The sequence below is a fragment of the Siphonobacter sp. BAB-5405 genome (assembly GCF_002872335.1).
Lineage (GTDB): Bacteria > Bacteroidota > Bacteroidia > Cytophagales > Spirosomataceae > Siphonobacter.
In genome coordinates, this window is record NZ_NJAG01000006.1 from 163860 (window position 1) to 187337 (window position 23478).

Annotated in this window: 20 protein-coding genes; 7 read left to right on the forward strand and 13 right to left on the reverse strand. The window is 49.2% G+C overall.

Going from position 1 to position 23478, the window contains the following annotated elements:
• Positions 1–57: 57 nt before the first annotated feature.
• A complete protein-coding gene (locus tag BWI97_RS05925; protein WP_102200344.1) occupies positions 58–750 on the reverse strand; it encodes a cell division ATP-binding protein FtsE in 693 nt (230 codons plus the stop codon).
• Positions 751–1065: 315 nt separating this feature from the next.
• Between BWI97_RS05925 and ahcY the strand changes: the two genes are divergently transcribed.
• The 3 genes from ahcY (at position 1066) to BWI97_RS05940 (ending at position 4656) form a co-directional block, all read left to right on the forward strand.
• Positions 1066–2379 (forward strand): adenosylhomocysteinase, encoded by a 1314-nt coding sequence (ahcY, locus tag BWI97_RS05930; RefSeq protein WP_102200345.1) that lies wholly within the window; start codon positions 1066–1068, stop codon positions 2377–2379.
• Between the two features lie 93 nt (positions 2380–2472).
• Complete coding sequence (locus BWI97_RS05935; protein WP_102200346.1) at positions 2473–4089, forward strand: M1 family metallopeptidase; 1617 nt, start codon at positions 2473–2475, stop codon at positions 4087–4089.
• Between the two features lie 60 nt (positions 4090–4149).
• Positions 4150–4656: a pyridoxamine 5'-phosphate oxidase family protein gene (locus tag BWI97_RS05940; protein ID WP_094814624.1), complete on the forward strand. Its 507-nt coding sequence runs from the start codon at positions 4150–4152 to the stop codon at positions 4654–4656.
• Between the two features lie 106 nt (positions 4657–4762).
• Here BWI97_RS05940 and BWI97_RS05945 read toward each other — a convergent pair whose 3' ends face one another.
• The 8 genes from BWI97_RS05945 to BWI97_RS05980 all read right to left on the reverse strand — a co-directional run bounded on the left by BWI97_RS05945 (position 4763) and on the right by BWI97_RS05980 (position 16380).
• Complete coding sequence (locus BWI97_RS05945) at positions 4763–5875, reverse strand: response regulator (protein WP_102200347.1); 1113 nt, start codon at positions 5873–5875, stop codon at positions 4763–4765.
• Positions 5876–5884: 9 nt separating this feature from the next.
• On the reverse strand, positions 5885–6451 hold the full coding sequence (locus BWI97_RS05950) for a chemotaxis protein CheB (protein WP_102200348.1): 567 nt from the start codon (positions 6449–6451) through the stop codon (positions 5885–5887).
• A gap of 21 nt (positions 6452–6472) precedes the next feature.
• A complete protein-coding gene (locus BWI97_RS05955; protein ID WP_102200349.1) occupies positions 6473–7300 on the reverse strand; it encodes a protein-glutamate O-methyltransferase CheR in 828 nt (275 codons plus the stop codon).
• Between the two features lie 259 nt (positions 7301–7559).
• On the reverse strand, positions 7560–9080 hold the full coding sequence (locus BWI97_RS05960) for a response regulator (protein WP_146010882.1): 1521 nt from the start codon (positions 9078–9080) through the stop codon (positions 7560–7562).
• 61 nt (positions 9081–9141) lie between these two features.
• Positions 9142–10980 carry a histidine kinase dimerization/phospho-acceptor domain-containing protein gene (locus tag BWI97_RS05965; protein ID WP_102200351.1) on the reverse strand — a complete coding sequence of 613 codons (1839 nt, stop codon included), beginning with the start codon at positions 10978–10980 and terminating at the stop codon, positions 9142–9144.
• A 541-nt stretch (positions 10981–11521) separates the two neighbouring features.
• Positions 11522–12142 carry an outer membrane lipoprotein carrier protein LolA gene (locus tag BWI97_RS05970; RefSeq protein WP_102200352.1) on the reverse strand — a complete coding sequence of 207 codons (621 nt, stop codon included), beginning with the start codon at positions 12140–12142 and terminating at the stop codon, positions 11522–11524.
• Positions 12143–12568: 426 nt separating this feature from the next.
• A complete protein-coding gene (locus tag BWI97_RS05975) occupies positions 12569–15208 on the reverse strand; it encodes a DNA translocase FtsK (protein WP_102200353.1) in 2640 nt (879 codons plus the stop codon).
• A gap of 137 nt (positions 15209–15345) precedes the next feature.
• The gene (locus tag BWI97_RS05980; protein ID WP_102200354.1) at positions 15346–16380 is read right to left on the reverse strand and encodes a quinone-dependent dihydroorotate dehydrogenase; all 1035 of its coding nucleotides are present in this window, start codon (positions 16378–16380) and stop codon (positions 15346–15348) included.
• Between the two features lie 26 nt (positions 16381–16406).
• Here BWI97_RS05980 and BWI97_RS05985 point away from each other — a divergent pair, with 26 nt between their 5' ends.
• The 3 genes from BWI97_RS05985 (at position 16407) to BWI97_RS05995 (ending at position 18989) form a co-directional block, all read left to right on the forward strand.
• On the forward strand, positions 16407–17540 hold the full coding sequence (locus tag BWI97_RS05985; protein WP_102200355.1) for a carboxypeptidase-like regulatory domain-containing protein: 1134 nt from the start codon (positions 16407–16409) through the stop codon (positions 17538–17540).
• A 148-nt stretch (positions 17541–17688) separates the two neighbouring features.
• Positions 17689–17961 (forward strand): hypothetical protein, encoded by a 273-nt coding sequence (locus BWI97_RS05990; RefSeq protein WP_102200356.1) that lies wholly within the window; start codon positions 17689–17691, stop codon positions 17959–17961.
• A gap of 110 nt (positions 17962–18071) precedes the next feature.
• Complete coding sequence (locus tag BWI97_RS05995; RefSeq protein ID WP_102200357.1) at positions 18072–18989, forward strand: ROK family protein; 918 nt, start codon at positions 18072–18074, stop codon at positions 18987–18989.
• Between the two features lie 108 nt (positions 18990–19097).
• On the opposite strand, the gene BWI97_RS06000 is transcribed toward BWI97_RS05995, so the two are convergent.
• A complete protein-coding gene (locus BWI97_RS06000; RefSeq protein ID WP_102200358.1) occupies positions 19098–19562 on the reverse strand; it encodes a nucleoside deaminase in 465 nt (154 codons plus the stop codon).
• Positions 19563–19748: 186 nt separating this feature from the next.
• Between BWI97_RS06000 and BWI97_RS06005 the strand changes: the two genes are divergently transcribed.
• A complete protein-coding gene (locus tag BWI97_RS06005) occupies positions 19749–20132 on the forward strand; it encodes a DUF4870 domain-containing protein (RefSeq protein ID WP_102200359.1) in 384 nt (127 codons plus the stop codon).
• A gap of 69 nt (positions 20133–20201) precedes the next feature.
• Here the strand turns inward: BWI97_RS06005 and lgt are convergent, their stop codons facing one another.
• The 3 genes from lgt to BWI97_RS27375 form a co-directional block, all read right to left on the reverse strand.
• On the reverse strand, positions 20202–21068 hold the full coding sequence (gene lgt, locus BWI97_RS06010; RefSeq protein ID WP_102200360.1) for a prolipoprotein diacylglyceryl transferase: 867 nt from the start codon (positions 21066–21068) through the stop codon (positions 20202–20204).
• A 71-nt stretch (positions 21069–21139) separates the two neighbouring features.
• Positions 21140–21826, reverse strand: a complete 687-nt coding sequence (locus tag BWI97_RS28260) for an FG-GAP-like repeat-containing protein (RefSeq protein ID WP_233207765.1) — start codon at positions 21824–21826, stop codon at positions 21140–21142.
• Complete coding sequence (locus BWI97_RS27375) at positions 21823–23385, reverse strand: VCBS repeat-containing protein (RefSeq protein WP_146010883.1); 1563 nt, start codon at positions 23383–23385, stop codon at positions 21823–21825. Before BWI97_RS27375 ends, BWI97_RS28260 begins: the two co-directional genes overlap by 4 nt.
• Positions 23386–23478 lie beyond the last annotated feature (93 nt).

Sequence of the window (23478 nt, forward strand, 5' to 3'; positions counted from 1 at the left end):
CTTCAAAAAAAGAGAGCGAATCCCAGAGGATTCGCTCTCTTTTTTTGAAGATACTTCCTATAGATAATCGCGTTCGACAACTTTACCGTTTTCGCAGCGTAACATCCGCTGGGGAAACTTGCGGATCAGATCAAAATCGTGGGTAGCCATCAGTACGGACATCCCCGATTTATTAATGCTGAGAAAGAGACGCATAATGTCTTCCGACACTTCAGGATCGAGGTTTCCCGTCGGCTCATCAGCCAGTAGTATTTCCGGATCATTCAACAGGGCCCGGGCAATGACGACGCGTTGCTGCTCGCCACCCGAAAGCTGGTGAGGCATTTTATTCATCTCTCCGCTCAACCCAACGCGTATCAGAACTTCGGCAATCCGGGTTTTCATCTTCATGGAATCCGTCCAGCCCGTTGCTTTAAGCACAAACTCCAGGTTTTGAGCAATGTTACGATCCATGAACAGCTGGAAATCCTGAAAAACAATGCCCAGCTTCCGACGAAGAAAAGGAATGTCTTTCCGACGAATGGAATTGAGTTCGTAGCCTGCGATCTGTACCGAGCCTTTCACCAGGGAAAGATCGGCATAGAGGGTCTTGAGCAATGAACTTTTCCCACTGCCGGTCCGGCCAATGAGGTACACAAACTCGCCCTTCTGAATGGCAAAATTGATATTTTCCAGTACTTGTTTTTCACCGAACTGGTAAACATCTGTATTTAAAACCTGTACCACAGGCTGGTTGACAAACGGAATCATTATAAATCTGAACTTTTGTCTTGTAAAACGACCGACTCGGTCCGATAGTTTAAATATACCCCCAAAATCAGGTATGCAGGGAATGAGGGTCAATATTAGGAAACTACTTTGGAAAGCCGATCAATAGGGACTAATTTTGTACGAAATTGAGTTCTTACTCAGATAATGACCGTAATGTAAGCAGCCCACTGCGAAGAGAACGGAACACGGAGCTGATCGTCAGAAAGTTAAATAGTGATTGATGCTTCGTTCGTACGGATTTTCGCGGTTTTAATCCAACTTTACATTACCTATCCCAGATCGTTGATCTAACATATGGAAGCTACGCAAACGTACATCCCTTACAAAGTAAAAGACATTTCCCTGGCCGAATGGGGTCGCAAAGAAATTCGCCTGGCTGAGGCCGAAATGCCCGGTCTGATGGCCATCCGGAAAGAATACGGCCCGCAGAAACCCCTGGCAGGTGCTCGCATCGCGGGTTGTCTGCACATGACTATCCAAACGGCCGTTTTGATTGAAACGCTGGTTGAACTGGGTGCTGAAGTAACCTGGTCTTCCTGCAACATCTTCTCTACGCAGGATCACGCCGCTGCGGCCATCGCTGCCGCAGGTGTATCGGTATACGCCTGGAAAGGCCTGAACGAAGAAGAATTCAACTGGTGCATCGAGCAAACGTTGTTCTTTGGAGCCGAGCGTACGCCCCTGAACATGATTCTTGACGATGGTGGCGATTTAACCAACATGGTTTTCGACAACTATCCCGAGCTGATCGACGGTATCAAAGGTCTGTCGGAAGAAACCACGACGGGTGTACATCGTCTGTACGAACGTTTCCGCAAAGGAACGTTGTACCTCCCCGCAATCAACGTAAACGACTCGGTTACGAAATCGAAATTCGATAACAAATACGGCTGTAAGGAATCACTCGTAGACGCGATTCGTCGCGGTACGGACCTGATGCTGGCCGGTAAAGTGGCCGTAGTAGCTGGATATGGTGATGTAGGGAAAGGTTCTGCGGAATCACTCCGGGGAGCGGGTTGCCGCGTACTGGTGACGGAAATCGACCCGATCTGTGCCCTTCAGGCTGCTATGGACGGTTACGAAGTAGTAACGATGGATAACGCCGCCCCACGGGCGAACATCTTCGTAACGGCTACGGGTAACATCAATATTATCAAAGATCGTCACTTCAAGGCGATGAAAGATAAGGCGGTTGTTTGTAACATCGGTCACTTCGACAACGAAATCGATATGGCCTGGCTGAACGCGAACTACGGCTCAACGAAATCACAAATCAAGCCTCAGGTCGATCTGTATACGATCGATGGCAAAGAAGTGATCGTACTCGCCGAAGGACGTCTGGTAAACCTGGGCGTAGCGATGGGTCACCCTTCCTTCGTAATGTCGAACTCGTTCTCGAACCAAACGCTGGCTCAGCTTGAACTCTGGACCAATACGGACAAATACGAGAAAAAAGTATACGTACTGCCGAAGCACCTCGATGAGAAAGTGGCGGCTCTGCACCTGGATCACATTGGAGCTCAACTCGAAAAACTCGACGTGGAGCAGGCTGATTACATTGGTGTAACGGTAGAAGGTCCGTTCAAATCGGATCTGTATCGCTACTAATTAGCCGTTCAGTACACGGAAAAGCCGGGCGTTTGCACAAACGCCCGGCTTTTGTTTTTTATTTGCAGTCAGCGGAACCCTTCTACCGACATTATGAAAAAGGTATTCTTCGGACTCTTGCTTTTCGGATATGGTCTGGCGTCTGGTCAACCAACGCCGCAAGTCAGCAATGGGCTGAATCGGTTTCGAACGAATTACGACGTGGGCTTTTATGACCTGAATGTGAAAGTGAATCCAGTGACGGAATCCATTCAGGGAACTGTAACCATTCGGTTCAAAGCTCTGGAGAATCTGTTTCGGATTCAGTTGGATCTGGTACCGAATCTGGAAATAGTAGAGGTAACGCAGGATGCTCAAACGCTGAAATTCCTGCGGAATGAATCGGTGGTCTGGGTGGATTTTCCCGAGCCGCTGCGAAAAGGAAAAATCACCACCATTCAGGTAACGTACCGGGGCAAGCCTCAGGCTATTGCCGGTGCCGGTCAGGTGGGCGGTTTTGACTGGCGGGAAAACTTGTCCGGTAAAAGCTGGATCACCGCTTCGACCCAACAGACGGGCGGACGGCTGTGGTGGCCCTGCAAGGATGACTTTTCGGATAAAGCAGATTCCATGCGAATTCACGTGGTGGTACCCAAAGAGTTGACTGGTGTATCGAACGGACGCCTGGAGAGCGTGTACAAAAATCGACCGGATGGGTACTGGTCGTACAACTGGCGAGTGAGCTATCCCATTCAGCCGGCTGGCGTCACGTTGCACGTTAGTAATTTTCAACGCATTCAGGATGAATACGAAGCTTTGGATGGATCTCGACTTTCACTGGAGTACTACGTTATGCCGGACCGCGTAGAAAAGGCCCGTACGCATTTTCAGCAGGTAAAAACCATGCTGAGTACCTACGAAAAGATTTTCGGGAAGTACCCGTTCTGGCGGGATGGATACCGACTGGTGGAAACGCCTTTTCAGGGAATGGCTCCGCAGGGAGTAATTCCCTACGCGAACTTTTACCGGAATGTACCAACGTATGATTTCGATTATACGATTGTCCACGAAAGTGCCCATCATTATTTCGGAAACAGCGTTTCCTACCGGGATCAGGCCGACGCCTGGATTTCGGAAGCTTTCGCTACGTACGCGGAAATTCTCTATCTGGAACGAACGAAAGATTATCGAACGGCACTCGAACGGCTCAAAGAGTATCGAAAACTGATCAAGAATACCGAACCCTTGATTGGGCCTTCAGGTGTAGAATGGTTACCCGGAACCCAGGATCAAGCGTATAAGGGGGCCTGGGTTTTACATACGCTACGAAAGGTGGTTAATAACGATTCCCTGTGGTACCGTACCCTGCGGAAAATCCCCGAACGTTTTGCTTATCAGGCTATTACAACTGAGGAATTGGTGCGTTTTTTCAATCAGGAGCTGGCGATTGACTGTACCGCTTTTTTCAATCAGTACCTGTTTCATGCTGATCCACCCGTTTTTGAATTTACGTCGGTTGATAATCCCAAACGCTTTAAACTGACCTACCGCTGGCGTACGAAAGTACCCGGTTTTACAATGCCCGTTCGGGTAACCTTTGGGGACCGCTACGAAACGCTACACCCCACGAACGAGTGGCAAACGGTGTATCTGAAAAAGGAAGATGGTCAGCAGTTCCGGCTGGATACGGATCGTTTTTACATCTTCGGCAGTCATTTACCATTGGAATAATGCAGGGTCTTGGTACGGGATTTTCTGCTTAATTTCCATGTACTAATAGAGATTTTAGCCATGTCTGATGTAAAAGAACTCACGCACGAAGAGCAAATCAAGCTGCTCAAAGATAAAATCAAAGACGTACGGGTAGCGATGTTGACTACCTACACCGAAAATGACGGCCTACGAAGTCGTCCGATGGCTACGACTGCATTGGAAGACGACGGTACGCTGTGGTTTTTCACCCGGGAGCATTCCCGTAAAACCGATGAAGTTGAACAGGAGCATCGCGTCTGCGTAGCCTACGCCAATCCGGAAGAAAATACGTACGTAAGCGTACAGGGTCGGGCCAAACTGGTAACCGACAAGGCCAAGATGGAGGAGCTTTATACGCCCGTTCTGAAAGCCTGGTTTCCGGATGGGATCGACGATCCAGAACTGTCCTTGCTGAAAATTAGTATTGATGAAGCTGAATTCTGGGATAGTTCCTCGAATAAACTGGTCAATGGCTTCAAAATGCTGAAAGCCGCCATTACCGGAACACCTTATAACGACGGATCACACGGTAAGGTAACTTTGTAAAGCACAAAGCTTTTTATTTCTATAAACGAGTAGTAGTAGATTATAGAAAAACTAAACAGGTACCGTGTAGAAACGCAATAAACCGTGTTTCTGCACGGTACTTAGTTTAGGATTTATACCAGTCAAAAAAGAAAGTACTGCCCTCACCCACGGTAGAGTCGATGCGGAATTTACCACCCTGTTCCTCCACGAGCACTTTCAGAATATTTAGCCCAACACCCGTTTTGTCATCGCGGGTTTGCGTGGGGGCCTGACTGACTCCAAAGAGTTCAAACAAATTGGACTGATCTTTCAAACTGATTCCTGGACCGTTGTCACGAACGTAAAATTCATAGAAGTCCGATTTTTCCGTATAGCCCACTTCAACCAGTCCCTGAGGTTTATCATTGTACTTAATCGCATTACTGATCAGATTCTGAAACACCTGCTGAAGTTTCAGTTTCCGGGTCTGGAAACGCGGCATAGTACCGGCAATGACCGTACGAATCGTTTTCGGAGGAAAGAGTAATTGGAAAATCTGCATTACCATTTCCTGTACATTTACCTCCTCGATGGTTTGTTCGGAAAGACTCTTCCGGGAATAATCCAAAATCTCAGAAATCATGCCTGACAGGTGATACGAAGCTTTCTGAGAGAGTCCGAGATATTCGCGAAGTTCTTCCTGTGTTAAACCTTCCTCCTCGTTTTGCATTTCCATCAGCGAAAGCATTCCGATGACTCCGTTAAGGGGCGATTTTAAGTCGTGAGCAACGATGTAGACGAAGTTTTCGAGCTGCTTATTGGTTTTTCGGAGAGCATCAGCGGTTTGCTTAAGCTGCGTCTGATACCGGTACAGCTTTTCAAAAACGCTGACTTTGGCCTGCGTTACCTGAATGTCGAGGGGTTTTTGCAGATAGTCTACCGCTCCTTCATCGTATCCTTTCAAGACGTACTGTTGCTCCTTATTAAGAGCCGTCACGAAAATGATGGATACATCGCGGGTTTTGGGATTCGATTTTAAAATACGGGCTACTTCAAAGCCATCCATTTCCGGCATTTGTACATCCAGTAAAATCAGTCCGATCTGCGGATTTCGCAGGATCAGCTTAAGGGCTTCATTACCCGAAAGTGCCCGTAAGAATACCCGATTTTCCTGGGCCAGCATTTCTTCCAGCGAAATCAGGTTTTCTTCCCGATCATCGACTAAAAGGATGGTGAAGTCAGTTTGAACGTCGGTCATAGAATAAATTTATAGAGAAAAAAGACGGTTATTAAGGTCAGCAGGCTTTACGACTTCAGCCTGGGAGACAACTTGCAGAGCGGCCAGGGGCATGGCAGGAAACTCGCAGCTTTGCGGATCCTGGATTAGAGCCCGGCCACCCCGTTGAACCAGATAGGCGAGTCCCTGAGATCCATCCTGATTGGCTCCGCTCAGTAAAATGCCTACGGCTCGTGGCCCGTATACATCGGCGGCACTTTCAAAGGCCGGATCGAGGGCGGGGCGACTGTAATGAATGGCTTCCGAATAATCAAGGCTGAAGGTACGATCCTGTTCAAGCAGCAAATGATAATTCTGCGGAGCCAGATAAACCCGATTGGGTACTACAAAATCTTTATCGTTAGGTTCGATGACTCGCATCTTGCTGGAAAACCCGAAAACTTTATCCATTTCGCTGGGTACGGATTTCTGCCGATGAATGACCAGCACCAACGCAAAGGGAAAAGTCTCAGGAAGCTGCTCAAGCAGTTGAATGATGATCGACACGCTACCGGCTGAGCCGCCAACGACAACAATTTCGGGAGCAAGGGAATTCATGTTTGGTCGTGAGCGAATCAATTAATGTTTTCGGCGAAAAATTTTACTGGCTTCGCTAACGCCCTCAAATTCAGGTCGTATTTCCATGAACAGTAATGATTCTTTCATGCCCAGGGCCAAATATCCTAGTGGAACCAGACTGTCGTAGAGCAGATGCAGGACTCGGTTTTGCAGGTTTTTGTTAAAGTAAATGAGCACATTTCGACAGCAGATCAGCTGAAATTCATTGAATACCTGATCGGTTACCAGATTATGCTGGGAAAAAAGTACCTTCTGTAACAAATCAGGCCGAATAACCACGTGATCAGGATGAGCTTCGTAATACGACGAAAAATCCTCGGTGCCACCCGAACGAATGTAGTTGGCCGTATACTCTTTCATCGCACTAAGCGGAACGATGCCTTTGCGGGCTTTTTCCAGATTCGCCGGGTTAATGTCCGTCGCATAAATACGCGTGCGGTCGAGCAGGCCAGCTTCTTTTAAAATAATGGCCATCGAATAGACTTCTTCGCCCGTCGCACAACCCGCGTGCCAGATTTTGATGATCGGGTAGGAGGCCAGCCGGGGAATCACGGTGTCGCGAAGTTGCCGGTAAAAAGCCGGGTCGCGAAACATTTCAGTGACGTTGACCGTCAGGGTTTGCAGGAACCAAACGAAAAAAGAGGGTTCGTTGATGAGGTGATAACGTAATTCGTACATGGTTTTGAGGCCCGCTCGCTGCATGCAGTGTTTGACTCGCCGGGTAAAGGATGCCCGGGAATAATCCATAAAGTCGTAGCCATATTGTTCCCGAATCACCTGGATGATCTCGTCAATTTCGTGGGGTAAAATGTCAATCCCGTCACTCATACCTAATCATCGATTGCTAACGTAAAACGAATCTTTACTGATGTCGTTGCCCTAAATAGGTTTAGTTTGTTCCCGTAAGTACGGCTGGCAGGTAGCCCAGCGGAACCTCACCACGATTAACGAGAGCCTGCTCCGGGTCACCGAGTAGTGGCTATTGTAGATAGGTATTGGTTAGTAGTTGATAGCGTACCACAGGACTATTTTCGCATCTACGGGACAAAAAACAGATCTGTTGTAGTATAAAAAATCGTCGCCAAGCCTAACCCCGCGACAGCCAGACCCGTAACAGCGATAGCAGTTGTTTAGTGTCTACAGGCTTGCTAATGTAATCCGAAGCTCCGGCCTGTATGCTTTTCTCCCGGTCCCCCTGCATGGCTTTGGCCGTTAGGGCAATGATAGGCAATTCCTGAAACTGGGGGTTGGCCCGAATATGTTGGATGGCTTCATAACCATCCATTTCGGGCATCATCACATCCATCAGAATCAGGTCCGTATCCGGGTTGTTCTGGAGTACTTCCAGGGATTCACGGCCGTCTCCGGCAGTAATAGTATCCATCTCATATTCTTCCAGAAGTGTACTCAGGGAAAAAACATTTCGCATATCATCGTCTACCAAAAGGATCTTCTTGCCCTTTAGAGCCTTTTCCGCCATTACAACGTTCGCTTTAGGTACTACGGGCTGGCTTTCTACTTTAAACAAAAACAGTTCCAGTTCGTCCAGCAATCGATCCTTGGCCAGCGGCGAATTCCGGATAATGACATCGGAAACTTTTTTGAACCGCGATTCATCCGTGGGTGACAAGTCCTGATCCAAAAAGAGAATGAAAGGGATCTGATGCGTACCCAAGGCCCCATGCAACTGGTCGAGGGTAGCGAGTACGGCCTCGGAAGCTTCGCCGGCGTCCATGAGGAGGCAGTGGAATTCCTGGTGCTGCAAGCGTAACAGAGCCTCCGGAAGACTCGTAACGAACTGGGTATTGATCTGGAAATTCCGTTCGGCTAACCAGCCCGTTAGCGATTGGCTGCGAAGCTGGGTGCCCGTCAGTACCAGGATTTTTTTTTCACTGCTGGGTAAATGTTCAGCAATTCGGGCGAAGATGGCTTCAAAGTCCTCCCGTGAAGCCGCTTTATTGAGGAAAGACACCGCTCCCTGCAGGTTATGACGGGGTTCATCGCCAGCCGAAATGATATGCACCGGAATCGATTGAAGGACCGGATCATTTTTCAGGCTTTTGAGTAAACTCCACCCGTCGGTATCCGGCAGGAATATATCAAGTAGAATAGCGGTAGGGCGGTATGTCTGAGCGTAATAGAGACCTTCCGCACCCGTTAAAGCCACTACAGTTTTATAGCCCCGGGCCTGCGATAAGTCGCGTAAACGTTCGGCATACACGGCATCGTCTTCGATGATGAGCAAGGGATGATCACCCTGAACCAAATCCTGCCGATCATCGGTAACCTGCGTTTGTTCCTGCGGTTTTTCAAGACTAAACAACGCAGGTTTGGTCTCGGCTACGACCGTACGGGTGCGGTCTTTGGGCATGATCATGCCCTGAGCAGGGAGATACAGCGTGAAGGTACTCCCCCGACCCGTTTCACTATTTACGCGGATTTCGCCGCCCAGCAGCCGGGAGAGCTCCCGGCAAATAGACAAGCCCAGCCCTGTACCCCCAAACTTTCGATTGGTCGAGCCATCCGCCTGTTGGAAGGCCTCAAAAATAAGTTGCTGTTTTTCGAGCGGAATACCAATGCCCGAGTCTTCTACGCTGAAGGCCAGCACTTCACGAGCCTCACTTAATTTTTGACTGAAAAAGTCTGGTTGTGGCTGAATCAGTTGAACGTCAAGCTGTATGGAACCGCCCGGGCGTGAACTTGAAGGCGTTAGACAGTAAATTTTTAAGAATCTGTTCGATTCGCTGGTAATCGCTGAAAAAGGAGTCGGGAGCCAGATCACCCGTCGTAATTCGGAAGTTGATGCCCTTGTCGTCGGCCAGTACGGAAAACAAATCCTGCATATTCCGCAGAATACGGGCGGTCTTCACTTCTTCGACCAGGATATCGATTTTACCGGCTTCAATTTTCGACAGATCCAGAATATCATTGATGAGATTAAGTAAATCCGTTCCGGACCGGAAGATGACCTGAGCGTGTTCGATCTGTTTTTCGGTAAGATTTCCGGATTTATTGTCGGCCAGCAGGCGAGCCAGAATCAATACGCTATTGAGGGGCGTACGCAGCTCGTGCGACATATTAGCCAGAAACTCGGATTTGTATTGACTGGATTGCTCCAGTTCGCGGGCCTTGATAGTCAGAGCCTGGCGGGTTGATTCGATGGCTTCGTTTCGTTCCTCCAGTTCAACATTGATCTGCCGAAGTTCTTCTTCCTGTACTTTCAGTTCTTCCTCTGAAGCCTGTAGTACTTCTGCCTGTCGGGTTAGCTCCTCGTTGGCCTGTTTCAGCGTTTCCTGTTGCTCCAGCAACGTATCCGCCTGCAACTGGACCTGACTTAGCAGCTTGCCATTAAATGCCTGGGTCATACTGGCATCCAGGGCGACGGCAATGTTATCGCCCGCCGTTTCCAGTAGCAACAGGCTGGACGCACTGAACGTACCGAAGCTAGCCAGTTCAAGTATACCTTTGAGGTTGGAACCATTCCAGAGGGGCAGAAAAAGCACTTCACCGGGTAGCGAAGCTCCCGTACTGGACTGGAGTTGCCAGAATTGCGGTGGAACATTCTGTATACGCTGGAGGTGTTTTGAAGCCGCCGCTTTTCCCAATAGCCCCGAACCCAGCGGCCATTCGGTGGGAGTGTGGAGCGGCAGACCTACCGCCGCTTTTTGAATCAGACTTTGTTCGTTGAGTACGTATAGGGCCCCGGCTGGAATTTCCAGATACGCTACTACTTCCTTCACGATGCACTGAGCCAGCGAATCCAGATCGTGGGTGGCCTGTAAGCTATCGTTGATTTTGGAAACACCCGTGAGGAGCCAGTTTTTCTGAGCCGTTTCTTCGTTAAGCTGCGAAAGATCGTTCAGGCGGGAGTTGAGTTCAAGCTGAGCCTGCTCGCGTTGTTTCAGTTCCCGAAAGACCACAAGAATCAGTAAAGTGGCGATGAGAATAGCCAGCGTCATGGCTACCAGAATGGTAGTACCGGCGGTGCGGAATGCAGACTCCCGCTGATTTTCGCGGTTTGTAAGCAGATTCTGCTCTACAGTAACGAGATGATCAAGATTGGTACGGACGGCATTGATCTGGTTACTCTCTCTGTTGACGGTCTGAATGCTGTGAATGGCATTTTCCGGCAAAGTCCAGAATGTATACAATTGTTTAAGCTGATCTTCTACAGTCGCCAATCGCATCACCTGGGCCGGATTATCGGCCATGAGCTGATTAAGCGTCTTCAGATTCGACTCGATCTCGGTTCGGGCTGCACTAAAATCCGAAAGGGCGTGCGTATTTTCTTTATTGAGTCGGTGATCCCGCTGGGCTACCTGCATTTTTTGAATGAGGTCGCGGCTTTTCTCCAGTTGATTCAGATTTCGATAGGTATGACTTACCCAATCTGAATCGTTGGCCTGCTTGAGGAAGGTGCTGTACGTGACAAAACCGGCAGTAATCAAAAGGGCGAGGCCTACGACAAACATAAGGTTGACGCGGCTTCGGGCGGTTAGTTTAAGCATACTAGGAGCCAAGCGGTAAGGGTGAAGACGGCGGATTGCTTAGCAGGGGCAAATTACGCCTTCAGCCGCCTTTTCTCACAGGGGCACAATCAGGTATTTTAACAAAAACTCAATAAAAATGGCATAAACCAGTGACCAATTCCTGGATTTGAAAGAAAACAGAAGCCAGTAAAGATTAGATTGAGTTTAACTGAGGGATTTCCGTCGATACTAAAGATAAGGTTGTTTCAGAAATAGAGGCCTGATCCATCATTCCATACCAGTGGCGGAAGAGGGGCCGCTCACCCTGAAAATGATGACGTACTCTTTGAACCAGAAATAGTCTATCATTCCTACTACTTCGGCCAGCAGGCAAGCTCTGGAACCCCTCGAAGAAGTTAAACTGGATTTGACAAGCACCTAACAAACCCCCACGGATTCGTAGTAATAGCCTCGGGAATTCGGCTTCCTGGACTTGTTTTAATCATTCAATCAGACTGATCCTAAAAAAAACATCGGCTAACCGCAGGGTCAGCCGATGTTTTGCAATAGACGGGAAGCATTAATCGCGTAAGTCAATCACTTCTACGCCCGGGTACTTACTCTTGTTGAAGCTAAACGTCTGATCGTTCACGGCGACATTGGGCGTGAACTTTGTAATCTTAAAGGTTTGGACTTTACCCGATTTATCGGTCAGCTGCCAGCCTTTGATGGACGAGTCGTTTTTATGAACGGTCATCCGTACTTTCGCTATGTGAGCTGATTTATTGGTAGGCGTCAGGTCAATGACAGCGTTTCCGTCTTTCCGTTCTTCGACCAGCTTATACTGATAACCGTTCTTATAAATGTTGTAAATAGTAGCCGGGCTAAATTCGTTGCTGGCCGGATCATTCGTGGATAAATTGACCTCGTTGGCTTCTTTCACGTAAGTCGCCACGGTTTTTCCATCGTTGTATACTTCCTGCCCGGCCAGTTTTAAATAGTATTTGCCGCCCTTGGTCGTCAGATCGCCTTTGTGCGATTCGCCCGCTGCTCCGTACGTAAAGCCTACATTAAACGAATTCAAAGCTTTGTATTTTTTGCTTACGCCATCAAGAATGGTGGCCGCTTTGGGGTCCTGAGCCTGGGTAAAGAAAGTACTGAAAAGAAATGCGTGTATAAGTACGGTTTTAAGAATTTTCATGGCTTGATGCGTTCATAGACTTCTTCAAAGATAAAAGAACCCTGCCGGAGAAGGGGGGCAGTCCCTGTTAAAAATTGTGAACCAGCGAGACATGTTCTAGTTTGAAGAAATGTCGCTTGTGTTTTCCTGATTTATAATTAGTTTCATTCGAACTTCAATTTTTCAACAGACACCTCATGAGTGTATTCCATTCTTCATTCGGTATGATTACCTGGCTTGTGTTACTATTTAATGTCTGTTTGGCCGGAATAGGTCTGTACGTGCTGTACTTACTGATCCTCTTCCTGCGAAAAAGTATTCGAAAGTTAGATGCAGAAGCCAAAGAGAAGGGGTGGCCCGGGTAGTAGCTTAGCGAAGGAAAATGTTCTCAAAAAAGCGTGACCGGTATTTCTACCAGCCACGCTTTCAAAACGATTCGAGGGTATCTCACAACCGCAGTTCCTTGAAGAGTTCGTCCAGGCGTTCTTCACTCTGAATGAGTACCTCCCGGGCTTTGGACCCTTCAAACGGACCTACTACACCGGTGGCTTCAAGCTGGTCCATGATCCGACCGGCCCTGTTGTATCCCAGTTTCATTTTTCGTTGAATCAGCGAAGTAGAGCCCTGCTGATGAATGACGATCAGGCGAGCGGCGTCTTTAAACATCGGATCAAGCTGGGCCAGATCCACGTCTTTTTCGTCGTTACCGGCTTCATCACCTTCGAATTCGGGCAACAGATAAGCATCAGAATAGCCCTGTTGTTCGCCAATGAAGTCGCAGACGGCATCCACTTCCGGCGTATCGACGAAGGCACACTGCAAACGCGTCATGTCTGAACCCTGCAGGAAAAGCATGTCGCCCTGACCCACCAGCTGATCGGCTCCGTTCGTATCCAGAATGGTACGGGAATCGACTTTCTGGGTTACTTTGAACGATAAACGAGCCGGGAAGTTGGCTTTGATTTTACCCGTAATAATATCCACGGAAGGCCGTTGCGTCGCCACAATCAGGTGAATACCAATGGCCCGGGCCAACTGAGCCAGACGGGCAATGGGCGTTTCTACTTCTTTACCAGCCGTCATCATCAAATCGGCCAACTCATCAATGACCAGCACGATATACGGCAGGAAGCGGTGACCTTTCTCCGGATTTAGGCGACGTTCGATGAACTTCTGATTGTATTCCTTCAGGTTGCGGCAACCGGCGTTTTTCAGCAGTTCATACCGCGAATCCATCTCCACGCACAACGAATTGAGCGTGTAAATTACCTTCTTGGTATCGGTAATAATAGCGTCTTCAGTACCGGGGAGTTTCGCCAGGAAGTGCCGCTCAATCTTACTGAACAGACTCAACTCCACTTTCTTGGGATCGACCAGTACGAACTTGAGCTGGGCCGGGTGTTTTTTGTACAGCAGCGAAGCCAGAATCACGTTCATCCCCACCGACTTACCCTGACCCGTGGCCCCGGCAATGAGCAGGTGAGGCATTTTGGCTAGGTCCGTAACGAAGATTTCGTTGGAGATGGTCTTGCCTAGTACAACCGGGAGTTCAGCCGTGGATTTCTGGAATTTCTCGCTGGCTACCACCGCCCGAATACTCACCATTTCGCGGTTTTTATTCGGTACTTCAATCCCGATGGTTCCTTTCCCCGGCATGGGAGCAATAATCCGAATGCCCAAAGCTGCCAGTGAGAGGGCAATGTCATCTTCCAGCGATTTAATCCGGGAAATCTTGACCCCCGCCGAAGGAACAATTTCGTACAGCGTTACGGTTGGCCCCGGCGTAGCCTTGATGCTGGCAATGCTGATGCCGTAATCGCTGAGGGTACGTAAAATGGTATCCTTCTTCGTTTTTAATTCTTCTTCCGAAACCTGAGCTTTATCGGTCGTATACTCCCGCAACAACTCAACGCTGGGGTACTGGTACCGGGCCAGATCGAGCGTAGGATCGTACAGACCCAGCTCTTTAATTAGGTTTTCGTTGGGTTGCGTATCTAATTTTTCTATTTTTTTCGGAGGCAAAATCTCTTCAGCCGGAGCCGTCTCAATGATAAAGTCAGGTTCCGAGGTTTTCTCTTTCGGTACTTCCCGGCTCACTTTGGCCACGGGGGCGGGAGGTGTATACGCTACGACTTCCTCCAGGACCGGTTCTTCCACGGGAATGGCCTCTACGGGCAGTGGAATTGGCGTTTCGAGTACGCGGCGAGCGTCTTCGGCGAGTCGGTTTACTTTCTGTAATTGCAGATATTCCTGCTCTTCTTCATCCGCTTCTTCCTCCGGCTCATCGGGTTCGGTAATCACCGGAATGGGTTTCCGAAGTATCGGTTTGGGCTCTTCTTTCACCGGAGCCGGTTTCTCGACGGGTTTTTCCTCTTCTTCGTCCTCATCCAGCTCTTCTATTTCCTTGAATAAGTTCTTGAATGGATTGCTCACCGTCGGGCGGGGTACTTTCATGCCTTCTACTTTTTCGGCAACGTGCTCCAGGGAATCAACCCGGTAAAAGTAAATGACGAACACAAACAAGGCCGCCGCAATTACTGCGATAGAACCCCATCCGATCAAATTGTACAGTAACTGATTGATTAAGAGTCCAATACCGCCCGAAAGTGTACTGAGATTACTCTGTGAATCGGACCATAGTACGACAAAACCCAATACGGCACTTACCCAGATCATGTAAAAAATGGCCTGATAGGTAAGCCGTTTGAGCGGAAAAATCTCGCGGGAAAACGTAAGCTTGATTCCCGCTACCAATAGCACGGGAATAATGAGAAAGGAAGCAAGGCCAAACCACTGGAATACAAAAAAGTGACCCACGATAGCTCCCGTTAGTCCCAGCCAGTTTTGTACTTTCTGACCCGAATCTTTCAGGGGTGTTTTAAACGCAGCTCCCACTACACTTTGATCGGCTTCGCCCGAAATCAGGTAAGAAAAGAAAGCCAGAAAGAGCAGCACCGCCAGTAACACCGTGAGTCCTCCGATGACCAGCCGCGTACTCGGGCCGGCAATCGTTGCCCGAAGGCTTTTTGAAGGCTTACTGGCGGGTTTGCGGAGAGGTTGTTTAGAAGAATCTACCTTTTTTGCCATGTATCACGAAACAATAAATCAGAATGCAAGCCCAGAGCCAGATTGGCGTATACCCAGAAAAGGTACGTCCGTTTAGGTTCCAAAATTTACAAAAGTAAACTGTTGAAATCCACTTCTGTTCTATAATATTTTATTTATTACTGATTGTCAAGCAAATAATTGCAAATACGCTTGGCCTGAGCAGGACCTTCGTAAATGAATCCTGTATACACTTGTATCAGGCTGGCCCCGGCCTGTAGCTTCTCCAGAGCATCTTCGGGGGAATGAATTCCACCTACGCCGATGATCGGGAAACTGCCTTTCGACTGCTGATGCAGATAGCGAATCACTTCTGTCGAACGCTCCCGTACGGGTTTGCCCGAAAGTCCACCCGCTCCAATGGCTTCGATCGTTTGAGGCGGCGTTTGCAAATTCTCGCGGGAAATGGTGGTGTTCGTCGCGATGACCCCTGCAATCCGGCTGGTTTGTACAATGTCGATGATGTCGTCGAGCTGACTATTCGTCAAATCCGGAGCGATCTTGAGCAAAATGGGCTTGGGCCGACTCTGTTTCAGGTTTTCGGCTTGCAGCGTCAGTAACAGCTCGGTCAGCGGTTCCTTCTCCTGCAAAGCCCGAAGGTTCGGCGTATTGGGCGAACTCACGTTCACGACAAAGTAATCAACCGTATCGTTCAGTTCATGGAAGCAGGTCAGGTAATCGTCTACGGCTTTTTCGTTGGGCGTCACCTTATTCTTACCAATGTTTCCACCAATAAGTACGCGACTTTTGCGTCGGCGGAGTTTTTCGGCGGCAGTTCGGGCTCCTTTATTGTTGAAACCCATGCGGTTAATCAGGCCCTGATCGGCCTTCAGGCGAAACAGTCGCGGACGGTCGTTGCCGGGCTGGGGGCGGGGCGTTACCGTACCGATCTCCACAAAACCGAAACCAAGGCAGGAAAGCTCGTCTACTAATTCGGCATTTTTGTCGAAACCAGCCGCCAGACCTACGGGATTGGGGAAGCGGATACCAAATACCTCCCGTTCCAGTCGCGGGTCCGTTACCGTAAAGATTTTCCGGCTTAATGCAGGAACAAACGGTATTTTAAAGCTAAACTTCAGGAAGTTAAACGAAAAGTGGTGAATCTGTTCAGGATCGAAACAGAAGAGCAACGGGCGAATCAGAGCTTGGTACATGGGACAAAAATACGCACTTTGCAGCTATGAAACCGCTGCTTGGGTTGATCCTTTTCTTGACTTTTTCCTTTACGGCCGGGGCTCAGCAAACCCTGAGCGGTCGCGTACTGAACGCCGACGACCGTAAACCCTTACCTTTTGCGAACGTTTTTCTGGCCAATACCACCCGGGGTACCACCACGAATGAGCAGGGCGAATTTACGCTGACGCAACTGCCAGGGGGTACGCTCGAACTGGTCGTCTCGTACGTGGGCTACCAAACCCGGACGCAAACGATTCCAACCGATAACCGGTCGACTTCGCTGGAGATTCTACTTAAAGCCAATCCCGAATTACTGGCTGAGGTAAAGGTAAAAACGAAACGCGATAAGCACTGGAAACAACGATACGAACGCTTTGTGAGTATGTTTCTGGGGGCAACCGAAAACGCCCGGCAGTGTACCATTGTGAATTCCGACGTACTCTGGATTACCGAAGATTCCACCAAGCAATGGCTGACGGCCGGAGCCCGCGAACCTTTGATTATTGAAAATCAGGCTCTGGGTTACCGCATTAAATACCAGCTTGAAGGTTTCTCCTATCACCACACGCAGGGGTACGTTTCATACCTGGGCTATCCGGTGTACGAAGAATTGCCCACGACGAGCTCCGAAACAATGACCCGCTGGAAACGAAACCGCAATCGGGCCTATTACGGATCACTCACGCATTTTTTGCGAAGTCTGCATAGCGGTACGCTGGCTTCCGAAGGATTTATCGTACAGCGAATTGTGAATCCCGCCCAATCTCCCATGAACGCTCTGGCCCTGGCGGGTAAAAAGCTAAGCCGATGCGAAGTGCTTCGCTATAATGGCCTTCAGGTGCTGGACGAGCCTTTGCGAAGCGAGGATGTGCTGGTAAAACGATTGCACACCCCTGAGCAAAGTATCATGACTTTTCCGGGAGCTATCCAGGTAACGTACACGAAGGAAATGGATCTGAATATTCTGCCCGGAATGAGGCAGCGTCCGCAGACGAGTGTCATTGAATTACTGAGCCAGATGGTCCGCATTCAGGCAAATGGGCAGTATTTCCCGTCGCTTGATCTGCTCGTATCCGGTTATTTTGTTTACGAAAAAACAGGCGATTCGTTGCCCTTTGATTTTCAGCCGTATCCGTAGACGTAAGGTGGGAATCGCTACAGACCTGAATGTTTTTAAGAACGCAAATGTTATATGAATGGAAGCCTTCACCGATCTCCTGGTCGAGCTTTTTACACGGTAGAAACAAGAGTCTTTTGCTCAGACTTCATTGAAAACCAATTGTCTTATGGAAACGTATCAAACCTTAGCACCAGCCTACGTAGAATTGTTAACCAAAGCCGTAGGTCATAAAAACAAGCTCGAGTATTTCAACGAATACCGGGAGTACAAGGCTACCGGAGCTCCCTTTAAAAACGTTGTAAAAAATGAAACCGGGGAATTCCTGGAACTGGCCACGGGTGTAGAGATTCCCCTGAGCCAGATCATTAGCTTAAACAACGTATTTTTTCCCGGTTACGAGGACTACGAAGAGGTGCTCGGTATGCGTTGTAGTCGATAAATAGGTGCTTTTCAAAAAAAGCACTTTAATTTAGACGTTCCTATTAGAACGCATCGAAGGGGTACGGGCCGCCAAGGTTTCGTGCCCTGCTTAGCATTTATTATCGACGTATGAAGTATTTTCTGGGGATTGAAATTGGCTCGGGCAAGATTCATTTAGCCGTAGCAGATGAAACACACACCATTACTGAACACATACGCCGGGATGTAGTGCCGGGGAATACCGCGGAAGATCTGAGAACCCAGATCGAGGAAGTCATTGATGATTTGCAGACCCGTTATCGGTTTTCTTCCATGTGCGTAGGTTTTGGGGGGCCGGTAGATTGGCGGCAGGGGAAAACCATCCAGTCGTACCGCATTGAAGGTTGGAAAAATTTTGATTTATCCGATTGGCTGGAAGATCACCTGCATTGTCCGTCCTGGGTAGAGAACGACGCCAACCTGGCTGCTTTAGCCGAGGCTATTCAGGGAGCGGGTAAAAACTACGCTACCGTATTTTATCTGAAACTTGGGCATGGCATCGGGGGCGGCCTGATTCAGAAAGGACAGATTTATCACGGAGCCCGACCCGGTGAATCAGAAATCGGTAAGATCCGGCTTGATCGCTCCGGTACTACGCTGGAATCTGTCGCTTCCGTACGAGCCATTATTCAACGCATCGAAGAAGAAGTCGCTAAACAACCCGATAGTCCGCTGGCTCAGGCGGTGGCAGCCGGACAGGGCGTTTCTTACCTGATTCAGGCCCTGGCAAACGGCGATTCGCTGGCCGAGCAAATGCTCAATGAAACGGCGGACCAACTGGCCTTTGCTCTGTCTCACGTCGTGCACCTGTTTCACCCCGATTTAATTGTACTTAGTGGAGGTGTTCCTGAATTGACGGAAAAATTAAGTCAGGTGATCGACCAAAAGCTTTCTACGTACGTCATGGAAGCCTTTCTTCCCTTACCCAAAATAGCCCTGGCTCAATTGCAGGACGAAGCCGTGGTGAGAGGAGCCCTGCTCGTAGCCCGGCAGAATAGTTATTTATAAAAAAAAGGCCAGAACCCGCGTTCTGGCCTTTTTTGTGACTGTACTTCTGGCTGATCCTCCATGTTCATGCCACGGCGTAGGGAGTCAGTTCGATACGTTCGGATGCTCCTAATAGTGAATTTTCGCTTCGTTCATTTTCCATTCATCAAAGGCTTCCTGAGCACCTTCCGTAGGGAGGTGAATCATAGGTAGACTACGTTCGGATGGCGGCAGGGCTACCTGCTCATAAATAAAAGAGTCATCAAAACCAGCATCGCTGGCTTGTTCATGCGTGCAGGCGTAATACACGCGATCGGGGCGAGCCCAGAAAATGGCTCCCAGGCACATGGGGCACGGTTCGCAGGAAGTGTATAGCTCACAACCCGACAACTGGTGCGTGCCCAAATACGCACAGGCTTCCCGAATGGCAACAATCTCGGCGTGGGCCGTGGGGTCATGGCTGGAGGTCACGCGGTTGTGTCCGCGTCCAATGATTACCCCATCTTTTACAATAACGGCACCAAAGGGACCACCCAGGCCGGCCCGTTGGCCCTGAAAGGAAAGCTTAACGGCTTCTTGAATATACTGATTCATGGCTAAAAATTTGTAAACAGTTTATACAACTAAAATAAATACAGACGGTTTTCAGACCATTGATGAAAGTTAAAATCCATTCATCCGTTCTTCAACGCGTATGGATGGTACAGGATTTGGGGCTTCTTTAGAAAATACCTAGAATTGCCTGTAATTCAACTTTTATCCTATCTATTAAATACGACAATGGACTATCAACCCCTGCCTCCTTCGCAACCACCCATGAGTGATTCCGATGCTCGTACCTGGGCCATGCTGGCTCACCTGAGTAGCATCGTGGCTAGTTTCCTGGGTGGACTTTCGTTTCTTGGGCCTCTAATCGTTTGGTTAATCTACCGGGAACGTTCTACGTACGTGGACTACCACGGCAAAGAAGCCCTGAATTTTCAGATTCTCATGTCAATCGCCTTTGTCGGTTGTATCATTCTGGGGATACTTACCTGCGGTGTTGGGCTAATCATTTTACCCGTCTTTGCGGTGCTGGACATTGTCTTTGTAGTCATTGCGGCAATCAAAGCAAACAACGGTGAGTATTATCAATATCCTTTCAACTGGCGGATCGTAAAGTAGTAGCCATCAGTTTAAACAAGAAGAGCCATCAACCGTCGGTTGATGGCTCTTCTTGTTAAGAAAACCCTCTTACTTGGGTTTAGAAAACTCCTGACGAGCCTGGGCTGCGGAGGCTTCATTGGTGAAAATTCGGGTTTCGCGACGACGAATGGCCCACCAGATCCCAAGCAAACCAAACAACACAGCCGGAATACTGAGTATCTGACCGAGGTTGTAGGTCATCTGGTCTTCAAACGTTACCTGGTTCTCTTTGTAAAATTCGTACACGAAACGCAGCACGAATACGACGACCATGAAAAGTCCCGTGAGTATACCCTGCGGAAGACTGGTTTTATAGCGATTCCAGATGGAATACAAGGCAACACAAAGAATCAGGCAGGAAATGGCTTCGTACAACTGAGCCGGGTGTCGGGGTTCCTGCGAAAATTCGGTGTTGTTTAGGAAGATAAAGGCCCAGGGTATATCCGTAACCTTTCCTACAATTTCCGAATTCATCAGGTTGCCCAGACGAATGAAACAACCTGCCAGGGCCACGGTAATGACAATCCGGTCAGAAATCCAGAAGAAATTGATTTTTTTGGAACGGGCGAATAGGTAAAGTCCCGTGATAATACCCACCATGGCTCCGTGACTGGCCAGACCCGCGTACGGTGGCAACAGCATTTCCTTGAACCACTTCCAGGGATTGGCAAAAAACATGGGATACTCGTAGAAAACGTAATGTCCAACCCGGGCTCCAACCACCGTAGCCAGTACCATGTACAGGGTCAGGGTATCAACCCAGTCGTCGGGTAAACCTTCTTTCCGAAAAATGTGCAGAATAATTCGCTGACCGACCAGGAAACCCAGAGCAAACAGTAATCCATACCACCGAACCGAAAATGAGCCGATGTGGAAAATCTCTGGGTTTACGTTCCAAACAATATAGTTGAACATGTAAAAGTTAGTTTCAGGCGGTAAAAATAGAGCCTATTTCTGAGGATGAGTTGGCTTTAGTGAATTATTCACTAGCGAAGGATGATCTTTCGGGTAATTTTTCCGGAACTCGCCGTTTGAATCTGAACCAGATACACGCCAGTAGGCAATCCTCTAAAATCAAGTTCATAACGATTGGTACCGTTAGAACGGGCTTTGCCCAGCCACTGACCGAGCAGGCTATACAGGTTTACTTCTGCTTCGGAAGGTGTAGTCACCGTTACGTAACGATCCGTGGGATTGGGTCCGACCCGTACAGTCTCCGTGCCCGTATCGGGCGAAGGCAGCAACTTCTCCGAACGATTCAGTAGCAACCGCAGGCCACCGGTATTCGTACCAGCCACAATGTCGGGTAAGCCATCCTGATTGAGGTCCGCTACGGCCAGCGAAGGGACACTGCCGATTTTAAGGCTTGTAACCGCATTGGCGGGCGATTTTACCGAACTGGAATCCGCCGAAAGGGTCGTTTGATTAAGGAAATCATGGAAAACTTTCAGTGAACCATTGTCATAGGCCGTCAGCAGGTCCAGTCGTTCGTCGCCGTTGACATCCGCCGCGATTAGTGAGAACCCCCGGTTGTTAAAATCATCGGTCTGGCCACCGTACGACTTCGTTTCAAGCTGATACGTGGGCTGGGTAGACGTACCCGTATTGCGGTAATACTGAATGCCACCGTAGTAGGTGCCGATCAGCAGGTCAATGCGTCCGTCCCGGTTCACATCAATGTACAGAGGAACCGAACCCGCGTAAAGGTCATTCGGGAGGGGTAAGGCCGTAAGCTCGTCCGGGTTGAGCTGAAAAGCTCCGGTCTTACCACCTCGGTTGGGAATGTACCGAACGATAGAGCCGGCTGGCGTCTGAGCCATAAAACCCAGATCGGGTATACCATCGCCGGTGACGTCACTGAAAAAACGTTGACATTGGTAACCAACTGATTCTGGCGGTTCTGTAGCTGCGTGGCCAACCCCAGGTAATCATCCGTTTCAAGCTGGAATTTGGCCTGTTGAGGGGTACCAACGTTCCGGAACAGAGCGATGCCACCCCGGTACGTTGGTCCGGAGCGAAACCCGGCGTATCCCACCAGCAAATCGGCGTCGCCGTCACCATCCAGGTCGGCCAGAGCAGTAGTCGTATTTTCGCCCAGGTCCACCATATCTTCCTGTAAAAAATGCTCTTTCCGGAAGATCAGTCCCGAACCCGTATTTTCGTAAAGCCAGGCGGTCCGGCGAAAGTCATTGGCCTTGAGCTGATCGTTGGAGTAGACATTCGGAGCAGCCAGCAGATCGGGTTTCCCATCAAATGTGACGTCTTCCAGAAACGTGGCCGGAAATACGCCCATATCAATCGGTTTCACCGAAGGAAACAAATAGTCAGCCTGCGTGAATCGAGCCTTCTCCCGCGTACCGGCATTGGGCATGTACGCTACGTGGGAATCTTCGATGTAACTGTAGAAGAAATCTTTTACGCCATCTCCGTTGTAATCCCAGAGTAAAATGCTGTTGCCTGCGTGCAGCGGGCGACCCCCCGGATTGTTCTGGACGGCCGGACAATCGCCTTCGCCAGTTTCGCAATTCATATTGAAGCAGGCATCGCCGTACTGTCGCTTGATGAAGTTTCCCCAGCAAAACCCGATTTTCTTGAAAGTCAAACCGGCCTTGCCCGTTCGTTCCATGCTCATGTTCTGGTGGTATTCCGCAAAGTCGCCCGCAATGTCAAAGATGACCAGATCCAGATCGCCGTCCCCGTCCACATCATCAATTCCAGGGACGTCCGTGGAAGGCACCTGCATATTTACCTGACCCGAAAATCCTTCGGTGTATAACGGATCGAACAGCAACTGCCAGCGAAAACCGGAAGGAGCCGCTAGATTCTGATACACTTTAATTCCCGACGGTGTGTGGGCAAACAAATCCTTGCGTCCATCGCCATCGAGATCGCGGAGGAGCATCCAGCTGTCTAGTTCGGGGAAGTACGCCTCGTAAAGGGGAGCGTGTCGCCAGGTGTAGGAGCCATTACCCGTGGGCTGGGCCAGAAAGGTGGAAACTTTTCGACTGGTTCGATCAAAAATTACTAAATCCTCGACCTGATCCTGATTTAAATGCATCTTGGAAAACTGCGGAGCATTCAGCCCTCCGGCCCAGGCATTGGGCAGGATTCGACCCTGTACGGAAACCTGCACCGCAGTATCCAGTTCAAAGGAAAACTTCTGAGCATGGGCCTCAAAAGAAAGAAATGAAACGAGCAGCCCCAGGCCCGTCAGCAGGTAACGGTTTTTCATTGCATCTTTGTCACATCAGTTCAACAACGAATGGAAAATACATTTAGCGTTTCGGGTGGAGAGTTTTAGCCGGGAGAGCTACGAATTCCCAAC

Bases quoted from the DNA above. Each gene is read 5' to 3' on its own strand.
- BWI97_RS27375 (WP_146010883.1), bottom strand. From the start codon at position 23,385: ATGAAAAACCGTTACCTGCTGACGGGCCTGGGGCTGCTCGTTTCATTT.
- BWI97_RS05995 (WP_102200357.1), top strand. From the start codon at position 18,072: ATGAAGTATTTTCTGGGGATTGAAATTGGCTCGGGCAAGATTCATTTA.
- BWI97_RS05980 (WP_102200354.1), bottom strand. From the start codon at position 16,380: ATGTACCAAGCTCTGATTCGCCCGTTGCTCTTCTGTTTCGATCCTGAA.
- BWI97_RS05975 (WP_102200353.1), bottom strand. From the start codon at position 15,208: ATGGCAAAAAAGGTAGATTCTTCTAAACAACCTCTCCGCAAACCCGCC.
- BWI97_RS05955 (WP_102200349.1), bottom strand. From the start codon at position 7,300: ATGAGTGACGGGATTGACATTTTACCCCACGAAATTGACGAGATCATC.
- BWI97_RS05965 (WP_102200351.1), bottom strand. From the start codon at position 10,980: ATGCTTAAACTAACCGCCCGAAGCCGCGTCAACCTTATGTTTGTCGTA.
- BWI97_RS05925 (WP_102200344.1), bottom strand. From the start codon at position 750: ATGATTCCGTTTGTCAACCAGCCTGTGGTACAGGTTTTAAATACAGAT.
- BWI97_RS05950 (WP_102200348.1), bottom strand. From the start codon at position 6,451: ATGAATTCCCTTGCTCCCGAAATTGTTGTCGTTGGCGGCTCAGCCGGT.
- BWI97_RS05985 (WP_102200355.1), top strand. From the start codon at position 16,407: ATGAAACCGCTGCTTGGGTTGATCCTTTTCTTGACTTTTTCCTTTACG.
- BWI97_RS05940 (WP_094814624.1), top strand. From the start codon at position 4,150: ATGTCTGATGTAAAAGAACTCACGCACGAAGAGCAAATCAAGCTGCTC.
- ahcY (WP_102200345.1), top strand. From the start codon at position 1,066: ATGGAAGCTACGCAAACGTACATCCCTTACAAAGTAAAAGACATTTCC.
- BWI97_RS05970 (WP_102200352.1), bottom strand. From the start codon at position 12,142: ATGAAAATTCTTAAAACCGTACTTATACACGCATTTCTTTTCAGTACT.
- BWI97_RS06000 (WP_102200358.1), bottom strand. From the start codon at position 19,562: ATGAATCAGTATATTCAAGAAGCCGTTAAGCTTTCCTTTCAGGGCCAA.
- BWI97_RS05945 (WP_102200347.1), bottom strand. From the start codon at position 5,875: ATGACCGACGTTCAAACTGACTTCACCATCCTTTTAGTCGATGATCGG.
- BWI97_RS06005 (WP_102200359.1), top strand. From the start codon at position 19,749: ATGGACTATCAACCCCTGCCTCCTTCGCAACCACCCATGAGTGATTCC.
- BWI97_RS05935 (WP_102200346.1), top strand. From the start codon at position 2,473: ATGAAAAAGGTATTCTTCGGACTCTTGCTTTTCGGATATGGTCTGGCG.
- BWI97_RS05990 (WP_102200356.1), top strand. From the start codon at position 17,689: ATGGAAACGTATCAAACCTTAGCACCAGCCTACGTAGAATTGTTAACC.
- lgt (WP_102200360.1), bottom strand. From the start codon at position 21,068: ATGTTCAACTATATTGTTTGGAACGTAAACCCAGAGATTTTCCACATC.